Genomic DNA, 15,371 nt, shown 5'->3' with positions numbered 1-15,371 from the left:
CTCTGGCGTACGACCGGGACGCCGATAAATTGCGGTATCGGTCGCCTGATTCCGGTCAGATTCGATTCGTGGTTTCTCGTCGTGGCCGAGCAATACCGACCGCGCCAAGCCCTCCAGCCCGGGTGGATGTCACCGCTCGTCGAGCGGGACGAACGTCGCCTCAGTGGGTCCGGTGTAGCGGGCTCGCGGCCGAATAAGCCGATTTTCCGCCTGGTATTCGAGCGTGTGACCGATCCAGCCGCCGACCCGTGACATCGCGAAGATCGGGGTGAACATGTCGACGGGGATACCGAGTTGGTAGTAGACGGTACCAGAGTAGAAGTCGACATTGGGGGCGATTCCCTTCTCGGCGAGGCCGGCCGCCTGGAAGTGATGTTCGATGGCGTCGGCCATCTCGTACCACTTCGCTTCACCAGACGTCTGACCAAGCTCCTCCGACTTCCGCTCGAGGATGACCGCCCGGGGGTCCTTCACGGAGTAAACGCGGTGGCCCATCCCTGGCACCCGCCAGCCGTCGTCGTCGGATCGGCGCCGCTCGACGTACTCGACGGGATCCTCACCGGCCGCGTCGATGTCGAGTAGCATCTCCATCACATCCTGATTGGCGCCGCCGTGGAGCGGCCCCGAGAGCGCGCCGACACCGGCGGTGACTGCCGAGTAGAGGTCGGCCATCGTCGAGCCAACGACCATTGCGGTGAACGTAGAGGCGTTGAGTCCGTGGTCGGCGTGGAGGGTCAGCGCCTGATCGAACGTCTCCTCGGCGACATCGTCTGGCTCCTCGCCGGTGAGCATATACAGGAAGTTCGCGGCGTGGCCAAGGTCCTCGCGGGGGGAGAGTGGCTCCTCACCGCGACGGTAACGGTCGAACGCCGCCAGCACGGTGGGTATCTTGGCGGTGACGCGGCGCCCTTTCCGGCGCGCAGCGTCCAGGTCGTCCGCGGCAACATCACTTTCGGGATCGTCCGAGGAGAGAAACGAGGCGAGCGTGCGGAGCGCGGCCATCGGCTCTTCGTCAGCCTCCGCCAGCGCCGCAGCGGTGTCGAGGACGCGCTCGTCGACAGCCCGGTCCTCGGCCATCGACGCGGCGAAGGTCTCGAGCTGCTCGCGGGTCGGGAGTTCTCCGTTCCACAGCAGGTACAGCACCTCCTCGAAGCTCGCCTCCGCTGCGAGCTCCTCGATGTCGTACCCCCGGTAGACCAGCCGGCCGGCCTCGCCGTCGATGAAACTGAGCGACGACTCGGCCACGAGCACCCCCTCGAGTCCCTTCTTGAGTTCCTCGGACATACCTCGGCGTTTCCGGGGGGATACGTTAAGGGTTATCGTTCACGCACGACCGTGAGCGTTCGTCGCGTACGTTTTTACCGTGGCCGGGCAACCGACACCCACATGGAGCGAGAGGTGGGCTACGAGCCGGTGAGCGTGAAGGAGCTCCTGGCAGAGATGAAAGACACTGCCGAACTCTTGGTCGACCTCTCGTACTCGGCCGTGCTGCTCCAGTCCGACGAGGTAGCAGAGGAAGTCCTTGAGCTGGAGGCGCGGATGGATGTGCTTCAACTGCGTGCCCGGATGAGCCTGCTGATGGCCGCGCGCAACCCCGACGACGCGGAGGCGCTTGCTCCCGTACTTGGTATCGTCGGCGCTGCTGAGAAAATCTCCGACGCCGCCGGCGATATCGCGAAGGTGGTGCTTGAGGATATCGGCCTCCCGGCAGCCATGCGGGCGGCACTCCCGGAGTCGGTAGAGACGCTCGTCCGTGTCGAAGTGGCCGCCGACTCGCCGCTCGCGGGCCGCCAACTCGGCGACATCACCCTCGAGACGGACACCGGTGTTCGTGTCATCGCCATCCGGCGGGCGGGCGACTGGCTCACCGATCCCGGCCCGGTGACGGCGCTGGAACCTGGCGACGTGGCGCTACTGCGCGGTCCCGACACCGGCGTTGCCGGCGTCTACGAGCGGCTCTCCGGCGAGACGTACACACCTCCCGAGCCCCCGGATGAACCATCGGCGGATCTCGACCGGGCGATGGATTCGGTCGTCCTGATGAAGGATGTCTCCGAGCTGGCCGTCGACCTGGCGTATGGGGCGGTCCTGTTTGACGACGACGCACTCGCCGAGGAGGTACTGGAACTCGAGGCGGAGGTTGATGCGCTTCAGTCGCGCTTCGAGGCGTGGACGTTGCGGGCGGCCGCGGAGGCTGACGACCCCGTCTCGCTACGGGGGCTCGTCCACCTCGCGAGCGCAACGGAGGTTATCTCCGACGCGGCCCTCGAAATCAGCGAGGGGGTGCTTCGCGGACTGGATAGCCACCCCGTTATCCAGGAGGCGGTGCTGGAATCCGACGAGGTGCTCACTCGCCAAGAGGTGAGCGCCGACAGCCGGTTGGCGGGCGCGACACTGGGCGATGTCGCTGTCAAGTCGCAGACGGGAATGCGAGTTATCGCAGTGCGGCGTGGCAACGAATCCCGCTCGCCGTCAGGCAAAGAGCCTGGCTGGGTCGTCTCGCCCGGCCCAGCAACGCAGCTCGCGGCCGGGGACGTGCTTATTGCGAAGGGGACCCGCACCGGCGCCGAGCGGCTGGCCGACCTGACGGAGCCGAACTGAGGCGCTAACCCCCTTCTGCAAGGAGCGAACCGCGTTCGGGGCGAGCGGGTCGGGTAGTTTACAGGCGGTACGAGGCGAATGCCACGGGGCTTGACCCCGAGGCGGTTCACTGTCGCGCTAGCCGAATCGCCCGCCCGAGCGTCAGCAATCCGGCCACCAGCAGGCCGAGCCCCACCGCGAGGACGAACCCGAGTGCGAAATACGCGATATCCGAGTAACCGCCAGCCGGTCCCGTCACGGCGCCGTATGTAAGGAAGATAGCGACGGCGAGTCCGACAGCGAACCCAACAGCAGCGTTGCGCCGCACCGACAGCGCCGCCAGGAAGCCAGCGACGCCGGGACGGTCGGGTGGCTCTTCGGACATACGCGCAGTTGCACGCCGGCCTGGAAATGGGTTCCGTTAGGCAGACTCCGGCTCGCGGTCGACCCGACCGTAGATGAGATCGCGCAGGTCGTCGGCGTCCTCGACCCGCTCGAGTTCCTCCCGCTCGACGAGTGCTGTCCCGTCAACGTTCTCGCGGGTGGCACTGTCGACCACGTACACCGACCGCGTCCTCGTGATGTCGCCCACCGACGACATGATGCGCGCGCGCTTCTCTGCAGTACGGGTGAAGTCGGAGTGACCGGTGAGCAGCGACTCCTCGGCATCCTCTGAGACAGTCTTGAACGGCGCCTGCTCCGTCGGGTGAACGGTGTAGCCCGCTCGGGTGAGCACAGCGACGACCCCCTCGTCGTCGGGATCCGGCTCTGGCTCCGATGGCTCCGGGTCACCGTCGCGCACCTCTTCGGCGCCGTCGAGGACATCTACTGGTGCCGACAGCGGCCGGTCGAACACCTCTTCCAGCCGCGCAGCAACATCGACAGAGGCGTTCATTCCATCCTCGTACTTGGAGACAGTGCGCCGCGAGACACCGAGCTCAGAGGCCAACTGCCCAAGCGACCAGTCGCGTTCCTCGCGGGCGTCCGCGAGCACGTCGCCGTCGATGTTGACGTAGAGGCCACCCGGTGCCGCGTAGATGAGCGGCGGCACCTCCTCGACGAACAGATCGACGGCCGTGTCCGGGGAGATAGCCGGGACACCGTGTCTGAAGTAGACGACCCCCGGTTTCAGGTCCTCGTCGCGGGTCCGCAGCGAGAGGACGAGCGGCGTTGCGTTAAGATAGTGGCCGAGCCGACGCATCTCTGCGCCAGTCGCCGCGTCGAAGGCGTCGACGTTGGCGAGTACCTTCACGAGCAGGACGTCCTCGCCGCGCCGCGCCGCGAGGTCGAAACTCTTGGGGCGGACCGCGATGCGGTCGCTCACCGCGAAGCCGGCGTCTGCCAGCATCGCGGTCACGTTCCCCACCAGCGCCTGCCGTGACATACTGTAGTCTAGTCCTGTCCTCGGATATATAGGTTGTGGCGCACTCGGCCACATCGGGCGGTTTCCGACCGGAGCAGAAGGGGTTTTATATCGCCATGGCCACCACAGCATATGACCGTCGTCGGGCTCGACGACACTGACTCCCGTGAGCGTGGGATGTGCACCACCTACGCTGCTGCCCGCCTTGCTGAGCGGCTCGATGCGTCGGCCCGTTATCTCGTCCGGCTGAACCCTGCCGTCCCGCACAAGACGCGGGGCAACGCCGCGCTCGCTGTCGTGACCGATGTCGCCCCGGATCAGGCGCTGATCACCGCTCGTGACCTGCTCGACGCGATGGCCGTCACCGACGACGACCGGACCCACCCCGGAGTCGTCGTCGCGCCCGGCCGCCCCGAGGAGGTGCCGACGGCCGTCGCCGACTGGACCGACCGGGCGATGCACGAGCTACTCGACCCCGCCCAAGCCCGCGATGTGTGCTCAGACCACGGCTACCGGACGGTAACCTGGGGGTTGGGCCGCGGATTGGTTGGGGCGCTCGCGGCCATCGGTGCCGCACGCGCGTGGTCGCGAGCAGAGTTCTCCCCCACGTACGAAACCATCTCCTACCGCGAACGCGACCGCTGGGGGACCGGACGGGCTGTCGATGCCGACTCGCTGTTCGCAGCTGCCGACGAGTTCTACCCCCGCGTGTGGGATACCGTCGACCGGGAGACCGGCGAGACAGTCGCGGTCCCACATACTCCCGGGCCGGTTTTGCACGGCATCCGCGGCGACGACCCCGCGGCGACCCGGGCGTGTGCAGCGGCCGTCAGCTCGGAGCCGGTCGAACGGCGCACCACGTTCACGACCAACCAGGGCACCGACGCTCACCTGACCGAGGGGACCATCGCGACCGCGGTCGACGGCCGCTCGTATCGGGTTGAAGGAGTTGTCGCCGACCCGCCGGAGACACGGGAGGGGGGCCACGTCTTCCTCGAGATTGCCGACGGAGATCTGCAACTCGCGTGTGCGGCCTTCGAGCCAACCGGCCGGTTCCGCGAGCGGGTGCGTCGGCTCCGTGTCGGCGACCGCGTGACTGTCTGTGGCGAGGTCTCGGAGAGCACGCTCAAGCTGGAGAAGTTCGCCGCTCGCTCGTTGGTCCGCACCGAGCAGGTCACACCGACGTGTCCAGACTGCGGCCGGCGGATGGAGTCTGCCGGTCGCGGACAGGGCTACCGGTGTCGCGGCGACTGTGACAGGACCGCCCCCGGCAAGGTCGCCCGCGAACTCGACCGGCGACTGGAGCGCGGCTGGTACGAGGTGCCGCCGAGCGCCCGCCGACACGTGGCGAAGCCGCTGGTCCGCGGGGGGTTCGACGCACCGGTCCACCCCGAGCGGTGAGTCGAGTCAGCTCTTCAGCCCGGAGCCGGTCAGCGGGACGACAACGTCTTCCTCTGGGCTGATAACCCCATGCTCGCGGAACTGCTCGAGGGCGGCCGGCGCAACCGCACACGTCGGCTCTGTGTAGAATCCCTGCTCGTGGAGTCGGTCGAGCGTCGACTCGACGGTCGCCGCCGAGACTGCCAGCGCGGCACCACCTGTCTGTTCGACCGCTGTGACGACCTGCTCGAGTCGTGCTGGGTCGCGTATCTGAATGCCATCCGCGAGATCGTTCTGCCCCTCGGCCGTCCTGCCGAGCCGTTCGACGACAGGGGCGTATCCCTCCGCTTGCGCGGCCAGCAACCGCGGCATCTCGTCAATCCAGCCGGCCGCACGCAACGCCCGGAATCCACGGTAGGCTCCCAACAGAAGCGTGCCGTGGCCCACGGGGACGACGACGGCATCGGGGACGGTCCAGTCGCGCTGAGCAGCGAGTTCGTAGGCGAACGTCGCTGTCCCGGCGTAGAAGGCGGGATTCCAGGCATGGCTCGCATACCAGCCATCGTCGGCCTCGACAGCCGCGGTGCAGGCGTCCGTTACAGCCGCTCGTGGCCCCTCGACCCGGCGCACGTCGGCGCCTGTCCGCTCGATGGCCCGGAGCTTCGCGGGCTTGGCCGAGGCCGGCACGTAAATCCGCGCATCCAGCCCCGCACGGGCAGCGTACGTCGCGATTGCGGCACCGGCATTGCCCGAGGAGTCCTCGAGCACTCGGTCGACGCCCAGCTCGACGGCCCGCGACAGCGTCACCGTCGCCCCACGGTCTTTGAACGACCCTGTCGGCGAGACGTACTCCAGCTTGAACGAACAGTCCCACATCTCGCTCGGCGTGAGAGGAGTAAACCCCTCACCGAGCGTCACCGCGGGGCCGGTCGGCAAGAACGACTCGAAGGCCCATAGCCCGCGGCGGGCGTCAACCGCGGGATTGCCGTTCGGAGTCGGCTGGGCAACGAAGTCGAGCGGGCCGCCGCACCTGCAGCGCCAGCGGTCCGCGTACGTCTCCCCGCAGACGGCACACGCGAGCATACACGGGCTGGGTCGGCTCGGAGTATGTCGGTGTCGATGTCGACCCAGCCCGGCACAAGCGGGCGAGTGACGCGAGTGCGGATTCTCGCGCCGCGAGTGACAGAGGCGTCATGATTGACGCACGTGCACAGATGTTCCATCTGTTGCCAGCGGTGAGGCAGTCGCTTAGCGACCCACTCGGTCAGTACTGGTCGATGTCGGTGCCGACCGAACAGACGTACTCGCCGGTCGCCACCTGCGGGAGCCGCCGGGAGCGCCAGAACAGCCCACTCCCGTCGGCGGTGACCGTCTCCTTGACGTTGCCGAAGGGGGTGGTCACCTCGAACAGCGTGTCACCGCGGGTCACTTCATCGCCCAACTCGGCGTGGAAGTCGACGAGCCCGCCCGCGGGCGCACCGTACTGGTCGAACCCTCCGGCGCGGGTCTGCTCGCTCGCGGTGACGGTGCCGTCGAGAAAGTCGTAGGCCGTGAGAACGTTCATAGCGCCCCGAACGCCGAGCCGGATCGACTCTTCATCCCAGCCGACGGCCCCCCCTAACTCCGGGTCGATGGTGGGGACGCCCTCGTCGGGCAGTGCCCGCGCAAGCTGGCCGTCCGGCCCCTTCTGGTCGAGGACGTAGCCGCAGTCGAACGTTTTGGCGAGCTCGAGACACTCCCGATGCAGCCGGTGACGGCGGCCACACCGCACGCGCACCTCGTTTATCATCCGGCTGGTGGAGCCCTGATGAAGATCGAGCGCGAGGTCAGCACCGACGGCCGCCGAGAAGGTGGCCTCTGCGATGCGTTCGCTTGCAGTGCCGTTCTCGTCGCCGGGATATGTGCGGTTGACCTTCGTGTCGTCGATTGGATTGCGGTGTTCGGCCACCTGGAAGCCGTACCAGTTGACGATTCCGACGACGATGATCTCACCGGCTAACTCCGCCGGATTGATGCGTGGGACGAGCCGCTGGACGACGCCGAGACCGTTGAGTTCGTCGCCGTCGGAGACGGCCTGGATGTAGAGGGTCTTCCCATCCCGCTCACCGTTGATGAGACAGACTGGGAGTGAGACCTCGGTCCCGTCGCGGGCCTCGCCGACAGGCAGCCGGCCCACCGCCTGCTCGCCGGGTGCGGCTGTGGCCGTGCCGAGGGTAGTCATTACGAAAAGCGGGGGACCAGGCGCGCTTTAAGCTACTGATACCCGTCGGGATTTCCGCCGCGGCTCAGCCACCCACGCCCGAGAGCACGCCGCCCGTCCGCACGATGAAGTAGACCACGAACGCGGCCGCAAGCCCCCACTGGGCTGCGCCGACCTCGTCCCAGTCGCCAACGGCCGCCTTCACTACCGGATACGAGATGATTCCCGCAGCGATGCCGTAGCCGATATTGAACGTGAACGGCATGATGAGCACCGTCATCCCGGCGGGCACGGCCTGGGTCACGTCGTCCCAATCGATGTCGGTCAGGTTACCGAGCATGATGACGGCCACGACGACCAGCGCGATGTGGCTGGCGTACAGCGGGATGGCGGCCGCCAGCGGCACGAGCACGAGCGAGCCAAGAAACAGCAGCGCGACGACCAGCGCCGTCAACCCGGTGCGACCGCCTTCCTCGACGCCCGTCGCCGACTCGATGTACGTCGTCACCGTCGAGGTCCCGAGCATCCCGCCGATAGTCGTCCCGATAGCGTCAGCCAGTAGCGGTCGCTCGATCTCGGGGAGATCGCCCTTTTCGTCGAGGAAGCCGGCCGCCTGTCCGACGCCGGTGAGCGTCCCGGCGGTGTCGAAGAAGTCGACAAAGAAGAACGTGAAGACGATGAGCGCGAACGAGAACGGCTCGACGAGGCCGAGTCCGTCGATGAACGCCCCCGCAAGCGGCGTGATATCGTAATTTGCGCCGGCGTTGAGGTTCCCCCTGAGCGCCTGCGCCGACTCACCGGTGACGAGCCCGCTGGCGGCGACAGCGTACCCCGCGACGGTCGTCGCTACCACGCCGATGAGGATACTCCCGCGGACGCCGCGGGCGTACAGGGCGAACGTGAAGAACAGCCCCAGCACGGACAGAATCGCTACCGGATCCGAGGCCACGCTGCCGAGCGTCACGTACGTTGCCGGGTCGGCCACGACGACGTTCATCGCCTGTAGGCCGATGATAGCGAGGAATGCACCGATACCGGCGCCGACCGCGAACTTCACCGGCGCGGGAAACGCCTCGATGATGTACCGCCGGGCACCCACGAGCGTGAGTACGAGAAAGATGATTCCCTCCACGACAACCGCAGCGAGGGCGGTCTGCCAGGCTACACCGAGCGCGCCAATGACGGTGAATGCGAAGAACGCGTTCAGCCCCAGGCCGGGCGCCTGTGCGAACGGTCTGTTGGCGTACAGGGCCATGGTAATCGTCGCGACGAACGCCGCGATGATGGTGACAACCGCCACCGCCTGCACCGTCTCCCCGTACGAGAGGGCATCGACGATGATACCCGGTTTCTCCCCCTCGATGCCGACGAGGATGCCCGGGTTGACGACGACGATGTAGCTCATCGTCAGGAACGTCGTCAGGCCGGCAAGCACCTCCGTCCGAACGTCGGTCCCGTGCTCCTCGAGTTCGAAGAACGCCGCCACGGTGTCTGGTAGCGCCATCTACACCCCGGCCTGCGTGCAGGCTCGTGTTAAGAATTGCTCTCTCAGGCGACGAGATGTGCACGAAAGTGAATCACGGCTCGACGAGCGCACCGACGGGGGCGTCGACCCGCTCGCGCGCCCGGTCGATCCCCTCCGCGCCGGCGGCAATGAGCGCGAATACGCCCGTCACCTCCGCACCGGCCCGCTCGGTGATGTCCAACAGCAGTTCCTGGGTCTCGCCCGATCGGATGAGGTCGTCGACGACGAGGACACGGTCACCGGTCTCGAGCGCGCTCGCCGGCAAATAATAGGTAAGTTCGATTCCCGAGTCGAGCCGCTGGCGTGACTCAATAAACTCCTCGACGGCCGTCTCCTTCGACTGCTTGGCGTACGCGGTGGTAGCGCCGAAGTGGGAGGCCATCGCAGCCGCGAGCGTGATGCCGTCTGTCGCCGCCGTCAGTACGGTGTCTGGCCGCTCGAAGTCGAAGCTGCTGCTCGCGACCGGCGCCACCAGATCCAGCAACGACTGGTCGAAGACGACCCGAGAATTGTCGATGTACCCGTCTGCATCCCGCTTGATGCGTGCCTCCAGTTCAGCCGCGAGCGTCTCGCGGCCTACCCCTCTCACAACCGCCTCTGCCCGCTCGACACCCGGCAGCACGTGCCCGTTGACGTACCGGTTGAGGTCGCCGGCCGGCAGCCCTGTCTCGGCGGCGAGTTCGTCGTAGGTCCGCGTCTCCTTCAGCGTCCGCAGCACGTCGACGGCCTGCAGCTGGAGCGCGGCCTTCTCGGCTCGGTTCATGACCCCTACCCGTGGTTGTGCGAGTATGGTGGTTTCGGTTCGCTCGCAGCCGAAAGTGTACACGACTGTGGTTACGGAGAAGCAACGAGCAAGCCCCGTCATGAAGAGCGGGGAGGATGTCAAAGCAATGCGAGGCGAACGCCCACGGCTTTAGCCGTGGGAGGAAATCACAGATCGGCCGACTCGAAGACGAGATAGCCGACCGCAACGGGGACGACTACCCACAGAAGGAGTACGCCCACCAGTGCGCCGTCGGAGAGATACCACGGCAGTTCACCGAACTGCCGGACGTAGCTCTGTCGGGTCGGTGGACTGAACAGCGAGAGCTGTGCTTGCGGCGAGCCGACGGTCGACGCAACCATCTGGTAGGCCGCGATGGGATTGAGCGCGCGGGCGCCAAAGAACGCCTCTAACACTGCCTGCTGACCGAGGTCGAGCCGGTCGCGCAGCGTCGAGGTGATTCGGCGAGCGACCTGTCCCCACAGCAGCGTGAACACCACGTATGGGACGAACGTCGCAACGACGGCCCGCCGGGAACTGTCGGCTGCCGCGCTCGCTCCGAGCCCAATCGCGACGAACGTGAGCCCGACAAGCACCGTCAGCGCCGAGAACAGCAGGTAATCGGTGGCGATGAAGTCGATGCCGGCCAGCGGGAACGTTGGCACCGCGATGAGCAGGCCGAGCGCAACGGGCAACGCGAGGACTGCCCCGCGGCCAAGTAACTTCCCGACGAGCACATCCAGCCGGGAGTGAGGCAGCGACAGCAGCAGCTTCAGCGAGCCGGACTCCCGCTCGTCGACGACCGACGCATACGCGACCACCGCGCCTGTCAGCGGGACGAGCAGCCGGGTGACGTTCGTCAACTCGCGCAAGAAGCTGCTGGAGGTGATCGGTGGTGCGTTCTGGCCACCCTGCTGGACCGCCTGGCCGATGCTGTCGGTAAAGAAGTAAGCGGCCGCAAGGAAGAACACGACGAACACACCTGCAAGCACGAGCAGTGCCCGCGACCGGAGTGCGTCCTCGAAGTCCTTGCGGGCGACCGCGCGCACGGAGTCGGGGTCGAGACTCGTCATCGCTCTCCCTCCGTGTAGGCGGCGAAGACATCCTCCAGGGATGCTTCGTGGGTCGTGAAGTCCGCGACGGTGGTGTGTTCCTCGAGCGCGTTCACCACGTCCATCTTCGCGTCGCCCGCGTATGTGACAACAACCAGCGTCCCCTCCGCGCGGGCCTCGCTCACGCCTTCGGTCCGCCGGACCGCTGTCAGCGCCGCCTCGTCGACGCCGCTCGTCTCGATTTCAAGACGGGTGCCGGTATCGCTCTTCTCGCGGAGCCCCTCAACGGAGTCGACTGCAACCAACTCGCCTTCCCGGAGGATGCCCACGCGGTCACAGACGGCCTCCACCTGCCCGAGCACGTGCGAGGAAAAGAAGACGGTCGCGCCGCGGTCGGCCTCTTCACGGACGATGGCACGCATCTCGCGGGCGCCGTTCGGGTCCAGCCCCGTCGACGGCTCGTCGAGTACCAGCAGGTCAGGCTCGCCGACCAGTGCCATCGCCAGCGCAAGCCGCTGGGTCATCCCCTTCGAGAACCCCCCAGCCTTCCGGTCGACGGCCTCGCTGAGCCCGACCCGTTCGAGCAGGCCAATGGGGTCGTCGTCAGTCCCTTTCGACTCGATGGCGAATTCGACGTGTTTGCGGGCCGTCAGCCGGTCGTAGGTGTCGAACCCCTCCGGGAGGACGCCACACCGCGCGCGAACGGCGACACTCTCTTGACGGGCGTCCCGGCCGAGCACGCGCACCTCGCCGCTCGTCGGTCGGACGAAGTCGAGCAGGATATCGATGGTTGTCGACTTCCCCGCGCCGTTCGGCCCGAGAAAGCCGTACACCTCCCCACTCTCGACGGTCATGTCGAGATTGTGGAGGGCGGTGACGTCACCGTACCGTTTGGTGACGCCGGACAGGTCGATGGCAGCCATATACCCAGTTCTCTCCGACCTCATAAAGGGTTTCACACCCGCGGCCGGCCACCGCTTTTATATTTCGTCGTCGGGGTCGTGAGCTGCCGACACGCGGGCCGCCTCTGCTTGGTAGCGCTCGACCCGACTGCCCTCGACGCGGTTGAGGGCCGTCTCGTCGACCTCTTTGGCGGCCGTGACGGTCACCGTCCCGTTCGAGATGGCTGTCATCGGCACCTCTTTCCGCACCGCCCGCTCGCCGTCCGGGGTCGCGTACACGAGCGTGACGAGATTCCGGTCACCGTACGACCGCTCGACGAGCCAGCAGCGCACCATCTCACACCTGCTCGACGCCGTCGCGGTCGAACAGGGCTGCAAACTCCGTCCCGGCCCGGAGCGCGGTCAAATGCTCCAGCAGATCCGCCACGGGAACGCGAGCCTGTGCAGTCGTGTCGCGGTCGCGAAGCGTCACCGTGGCGGTATCGTGCTCCGCCTGTTCGACCGTCTCGTGGTCGATGGTGACACAGACGGGTGTCCCAATCTCGTCCTGTCGGCGGTAGCGGCGACCAATGGAGCCGGATTCGTCGTAGTCGACGGCGAACCCGGCAGCCCGCAACTCCTCACGCACTGACTCGGCCTGCTCGACGAGCGCGTCGTCGGTCACAAGCGGTGCGACGCAGGCGAATGTCGGCGCGAGCTCCGCCGGCAACGAGAGATACCGGCGCGGCTCGCCGTCTACCTCGTCTTCGTGGTAGTTGTGCGCGAGGATGGTGTAGAACAGTCGGCCGATACCGAACGATGGCTCGATGACGTGGGGCGTGATGTGCTCGCCGGACTCGGTGACTGTCTCGACCCCGAAGTTGGCGAGATCGGTGTCGACCTCGTACGTCTCTCCGTCGGCCTCGACGGGCACCGTCGCAGCCTCGAAGGCGTCTGGGTCTCGCGCGGCCAACCTCTCGAGTGCAGCAGCGATCTCGGCCGCGGCGTCGCCGTACTCTGGGCCGAGCGTCGCCATGTCTGGGTCGACAGTCGCCCGCTCGACCGTCTTCGGCTCGTCGTACTGTTTGAAGACAGTGAACTCCTCGCCGGAGGCCGCCGCGTGGTTCGTGAGGTCGTAGTCGCCCCGGATGGCGAAGCCCGTCACCTCGACCCAGTCGCCGGCAATCTCCGTCTCGGCGTCCCAGCAGTCCGCGGCATAGTGGGCCCGCTCGCCCGAGCGATGCTGGCGGTAGCGAAACCGATCCATGTCGACGCCGACCGACGCGTACCAGTCGCGGGCGATACCGAGGTAGTAGGCGATCCACGGCGCGACGACGCCCTCGTCGACTGCTTCACGGACGGTGCGGGTCTCGACACCGCCGCCGGCCTCTTGGGCGGCCGCCGAGTAAAGCGGGAGCTCGACATCCGCGACGTCGTCAAGCGGCGGTTCGTCAGTCTCGGGGTCGATGAAGTGCTCGAGTTCTGCTTGTGTGAACGCGCGCACACGGATGAGGCCACGCCGCGGAGCAATCTCGTTGCGGTAGGCCGCACCCACCTGCGCGACGCCGAACGGGAGCTGTCCGCGGGCGTACTCTTTCAGTCGGGGAAACTCGACGAAGATGCCCTGTGCGGTCTCTGGGCGGAGATAGCCGGGCTGTGAGCTGCCGGGCCCGATGTCTGTCTCGAACATCAGGTTGAACTCCTCGACAGACTCGTTGGCCAGCGACGCACCACAGTCGGGACAGTCGACGCCCAGCTCACCGAGCAGCTCCGCGACCCGTTCGATGCCGAGCGCCTCGGCGTCCTCGTACTCGGAGTCGGGATGGTCCTCGACGAGATGGTCCGCGCGGTGGGCCGTGCCACACGCCGGACAGTCGACAATCATATCGTCGAACCCGTCAAGATGACCCGACGCCTCGAACACCGGCTCTGGGAGGACATCCGGTGCAGAGACCTCCATGTGGCCCGGGCGCGTGACGAACCGGTCGCGCCAGGCGTCCTCGAGGTTTCGCTTCAGCGCTGCCCCCTCCGGACCGTAGGTGAAAAAGCCGCCAACACCGCCGTATGCTTCGGCAGTGCCAAAGAAGAAGCCACGCCGCTTGCCGAGTTCACCTACTGTCGCGAGTTCGTCCTCCCGGTTCATACGAGCGCCTCCAACAGGTCGGTGTCTCGGACGATTCCGACCAGCTCGTCGCCGCCCGTCACCGGCACCTGCTCGATATCTTCGGTGATGAGCAGCTGCGCTACCTCGGTGGCAGACTTGCGCCGGGAGACGGTGACGAGCGAGTCGCTCATGAATCCCGCCACCGGCTCAGCCGGCAGTTCGACGTTGCGTGTCGGCAGATACCGTGCGCCGACCGCCTTGACCGACTCCCACTTCCAGTCGTCGTCATCGTCGGCGATGGCGTCGCCGGTCGACTCCTCGCCCTCGACAATGCGGGCCACGTCGAGCACGTCGACTTCGGTCACGATGCCGTCTGGCCGTCCGCCTGTGTCGAGAACGACGGCGTACGCCTCGCCCGCGTAGGCCAGTTCCCGCTCGGCGACGGTGAGCGGCGTCTCGCGGAACGTCGCGTTGACACGCTCGGTCATCAGTTCGCCAGCATCGGCGTCGACCGCCACGTCGCCGTTCGCCATCGCCCGCACGAGATCGGTGACCGTGACCATGCCGATGAGCGTCTCACCGTCAACGACGGGCACCCGCCGCTGGCCGCTGGTGTTAATTAGCGCCGCGACGACGCCGATCGGCTCGTCGGCTGCGACGGACTCCACCTCCTCCACGAGCAGGGCCAGCTGGTCTTCATCCGGCTCATCGATGAGCCGCTCACGCGAGACGAGCCCGCGGAAGTCACCGGACTCCTCGTTGACCACTGGCACCGACGAGAATTCGTTGTCCTGGAGCCGCTCGAGCACGTCCTCGCGTGTGCCCGGGACGACGGCCGTCACCAGCGACTCCCGCGGCGTCATGGCGTCTGCGACGTTCATACACCCACGCTGGCCGCCGCGTACTAAGTCCTTACACTTCCCCGAGCCTCGTCGACACAGGGGCGCGTGTGGCCGTTGGGCCTGCGTTTCTTCGCCACGTTTATATGCTCGTGTTAACTACTCGCAAGCATGGCTCCGGACTCAGCGGTCTCCGACGGCGCGTCCGAGCACGGCGAAGTGATGGCGTCAGTCGATGGCGACGCCTATCTCATCGCCGACATCTCCCGGGACGGTGCGTGGCTTTCGATGCCGCGCGAACAGGCCCCGGTACTTGCCGACCGCTGCTGACTCTCCTCTCCGGATGCGCGCCGGCTGTTACTCCGGCGCGTCTGTGAACGTCTCGTCGAACCGTTCATCCCGCCGTAGCTCGGCCGTGAGTGCCGCCCGTGCCTCCTCCGGGTCGGCGAACTCGTCGTACTCGTCGGCCAGTCGGTCGAACGCGTCCGCGAGACTCTCTGTCTCGTTCACCACGTCTACCTCCGCCGCCCGATATTGGGCTGCGAGTTCATCGCTGTTGGCGGGATACGCGTCGACGCCGCGCTCGACTGCCGTCAACACCCGCTCGACGGCTGCGGCCCGCTCGTGTTGACGCTCACGGGCTTCACGATTCGGGTCGCCGTCGCTCATAATCTCACCACACAA

Annotated in this window: 16 protein-coding genes; 3 read left to right on the top strand and 13 right to left on the bottom strand. The window is 66.8% G+C overall.

Annotation, left to right across the window (positions count from 1 at the left end):
- Positions 1-129: 129 nt before the first annotated feature.
- Complete coding sequence (citZ, locus tag ABEJ63_RS12030; RefSeq protein WP_375796615.1) at positions 130-1,284, bottom strand: citrate synthase; 1,155 nt, start codon at positions 1,282-1,284, stop codon at positions 130-132.
- Between the two features lie 102 nt (positions 1,285-1,386).
- Between citZ and ABEJ63_RS12025 the strand changes: the two genes are divergently transcribed.
- A complete protein-coding gene (locus tag ABEJ63_RS12025; RefSeq protein ID WP_375796614.1) occupies positions 1,387-2,601 on the top strand; it encodes a potassium channel family protein in 1,215 nt (404 codons plus the stop codon).
- Positions 2,602-2,707: 106 nt separating this feature from the next.
- Here the strand turns inward: ABEJ63_RS12025 and ABEJ63_RS12020 are convergent, their stop codons facing one another.
- Together ABEJ63_RS12020 and ABEJ63_RS12015 are read right to left on the bottom strand one after the other, a co-directional pair.
- A complete protein-coding gene (locus tag ABEJ63_RS12020; protein WP_375796613.1) occupies positions 2,708-2,965 on the bottom strand; it encodes a hypothetical protein in 258 nt (85 codons plus the stop codon).
- Positions 2,966-3,001: 36 nt separating this feature from the next.
- On the bottom strand, positions 3,002-3,964 hold the full coding sequence (locus ABEJ63_RS12015; RefSeq protein WP_375796612.1) for a transcriptional regulator: 963 nt from the start codon (positions 3,962-3,964) through the stop codon (positions 3,002-3,004).
- Positions 3,965-4,075: 111 nt separating this feature from the next.
- Here ABEJ63_RS12015 and ABEJ63_RS12010 point away from each other — a divergent pair, with 111 nt between their 5' ends.
- Entirely contained in the window at positions 4,076-5,344 is a 1,269-nt protein-coding gene (locus ABEJ63_RS12010) for a DUF1743 domain-containing protein (protein ID WP_375796611.1), read from the top strand.
- Positions 5,345-5,350: 6 nt separating this feature from the next.
- Here ABEJ63_RS12010 and ABEJ63_RS12005 read toward each other — a convergent pair whose 3' ends face one another.
- The 9 genes from ABEJ63_RS12005 to ABEJ63_RS11965 form a co-directional block, all read right to left on the bottom strand.
- Positions 5,351-6,406 carry a threonine synthase gene (locus ABEJ63_RS12005; RefSeq protein WP_375796610.1) on the bottom strand — a complete coding sequence of 352 codons (1,056 nt, stop codon included), beginning with the start codon at positions 6,404-6,406 and terminating at the stop codon, positions 5,351-5,353.
- A 181-nt stretch (positions 6,407-6,587) separates the two neighbouring features.
- Complete coding sequence (locus ABEJ63_RS12000; RefSeq protein WP_375796609.1) at positions 6,588-7,544, bottom strand: succinylglutamate desuccinylase/aspartoacylase family protein; 957 nt, start codon at positions 7,542-7,544, stop codon at positions 6,588-6,590.
- A gap of 64 nt (positions 7,545-7,608) precedes the next feature.
- Entirely contained in the window at positions 7,609-9,027 is a 1,419-nt protein-coding gene (locus ABEJ63_RS11995) for an NCS2 family permease (RefSeq protein WP_375796608.1), read from the bottom strand.
- 73 nt (positions 9,028-9,100) lie between these two features.
- Positions 9,101-9,811 carry a phosphoribosyltransferase family protein gene (locus ABEJ63_RS11990; RefSeq protein ID WP_375796607.1) on the bottom strand — a complete coding sequence of 237 codons (711 nt, stop codon included), beginning with the start codon at positions 9,809-9,811 and terminating at the stop codon, positions 9,101-9,103.
- Between the two features lie 167 nt (positions 9,812-9,978).
- Complete coding sequence (locus tag ABEJ63_RS11985) at positions 9,979-10,884, bottom strand: ABC transporter permease (RefSeq protein WP_375796606.1); 906 nt, start codon at positions 10,882-10,884, stop codon at positions 9,979-9,981.
- Entirely contained in the window at positions 10,881-11,786 is a 906-nt protein-coding gene (locus tag ABEJ63_RS11980; protein ID WP_375796605.1) for an ATP-binding cassette domain-containing protein, read from the bottom strand. The genes ABEJ63_RS11985 and ABEJ63_RS11980 overlap by 4 nt, the downstream gene beginning before the upstream one ends.
- Before the next feature lie 57 nt (positions 11,787-11,843).
- Positions 11,844-12,101, bottom strand: a complete 258-nt coding sequence (locus ABEJ63_RS11975) for a hypothetical protein (RefSeq protein ID WP_375796604.1) — start codon at positions 12,099-12,101, stop codon at positions 11,844-11,846.
- Between the two features lies 1 nt (position 12,102).
- A complete protein-coding gene (gene glyS, locus ABEJ63_RS11970; protein WP_375796603.1) occupies positions 12,103-13,887 on the bottom strand; it encodes a glycine--tRNA ligase in 1,785 nt (594 codons plus the stop codon).
- Positions 13,884-14,729: a CBS domain-containing protein gene (locus tag ABEJ63_RS11965; protein WP_375796602.1), complete on the bottom strand. Its 846-nt coding sequence runs from the start codon at positions 14,727-14,729 to the stop codon at positions 13,884-13,886. Before ABEJ63_RS11965 ends, glyS begins: the two co-directional genes overlap by 4 nt.
- A 129-nt stretch (positions 14,730-14,858) precedes the next feature.
- Between ABEJ63_RS11965 and ABEJ63_RS11960 the strand changes: the two genes are divergently transcribed.
- On the top strand, positions 14,859-15,017 hold the full coding sequence (locus ABEJ63_RS11960; RefSeq protein ID WP_375796601.1) for a hypothetical protein: 159 nt from the start codon (positions 14,859-14,861) through the stop codon (positions 15,015-15,017).
- A gap of 27 nt (positions 15,018-15,044) precedes the next feature.
- Here the strand turns inward: ABEJ63_RS11960 and ABEJ63_RS11955 are convergent, their stop codons facing one another.
- Positions 15,045-15,356, bottom strand: a complete 312-nt coding sequence (locus ABEJ63_RS11955; protein ID WP_375796600.1) for a hypothetical protein — start codon at positions 15,354-15,356, stop codon at positions 15,045-15,047.
- Positions 15,357-15,371: the final 15 nt, after the last annotated feature.

The sequence above is a fragment of the Halosegnis sp. genome, from assembly GCF_042216475.1.
GTDB lineage: Archaea > Halobacteriota > Halobacteria > Halobacteriales > Haloarculaceae > Halosegnis.
Note: the sequence above shows the minus strand (reverse complement) of the source record. Positions and strands in the feature narration are given on the sequence as shown.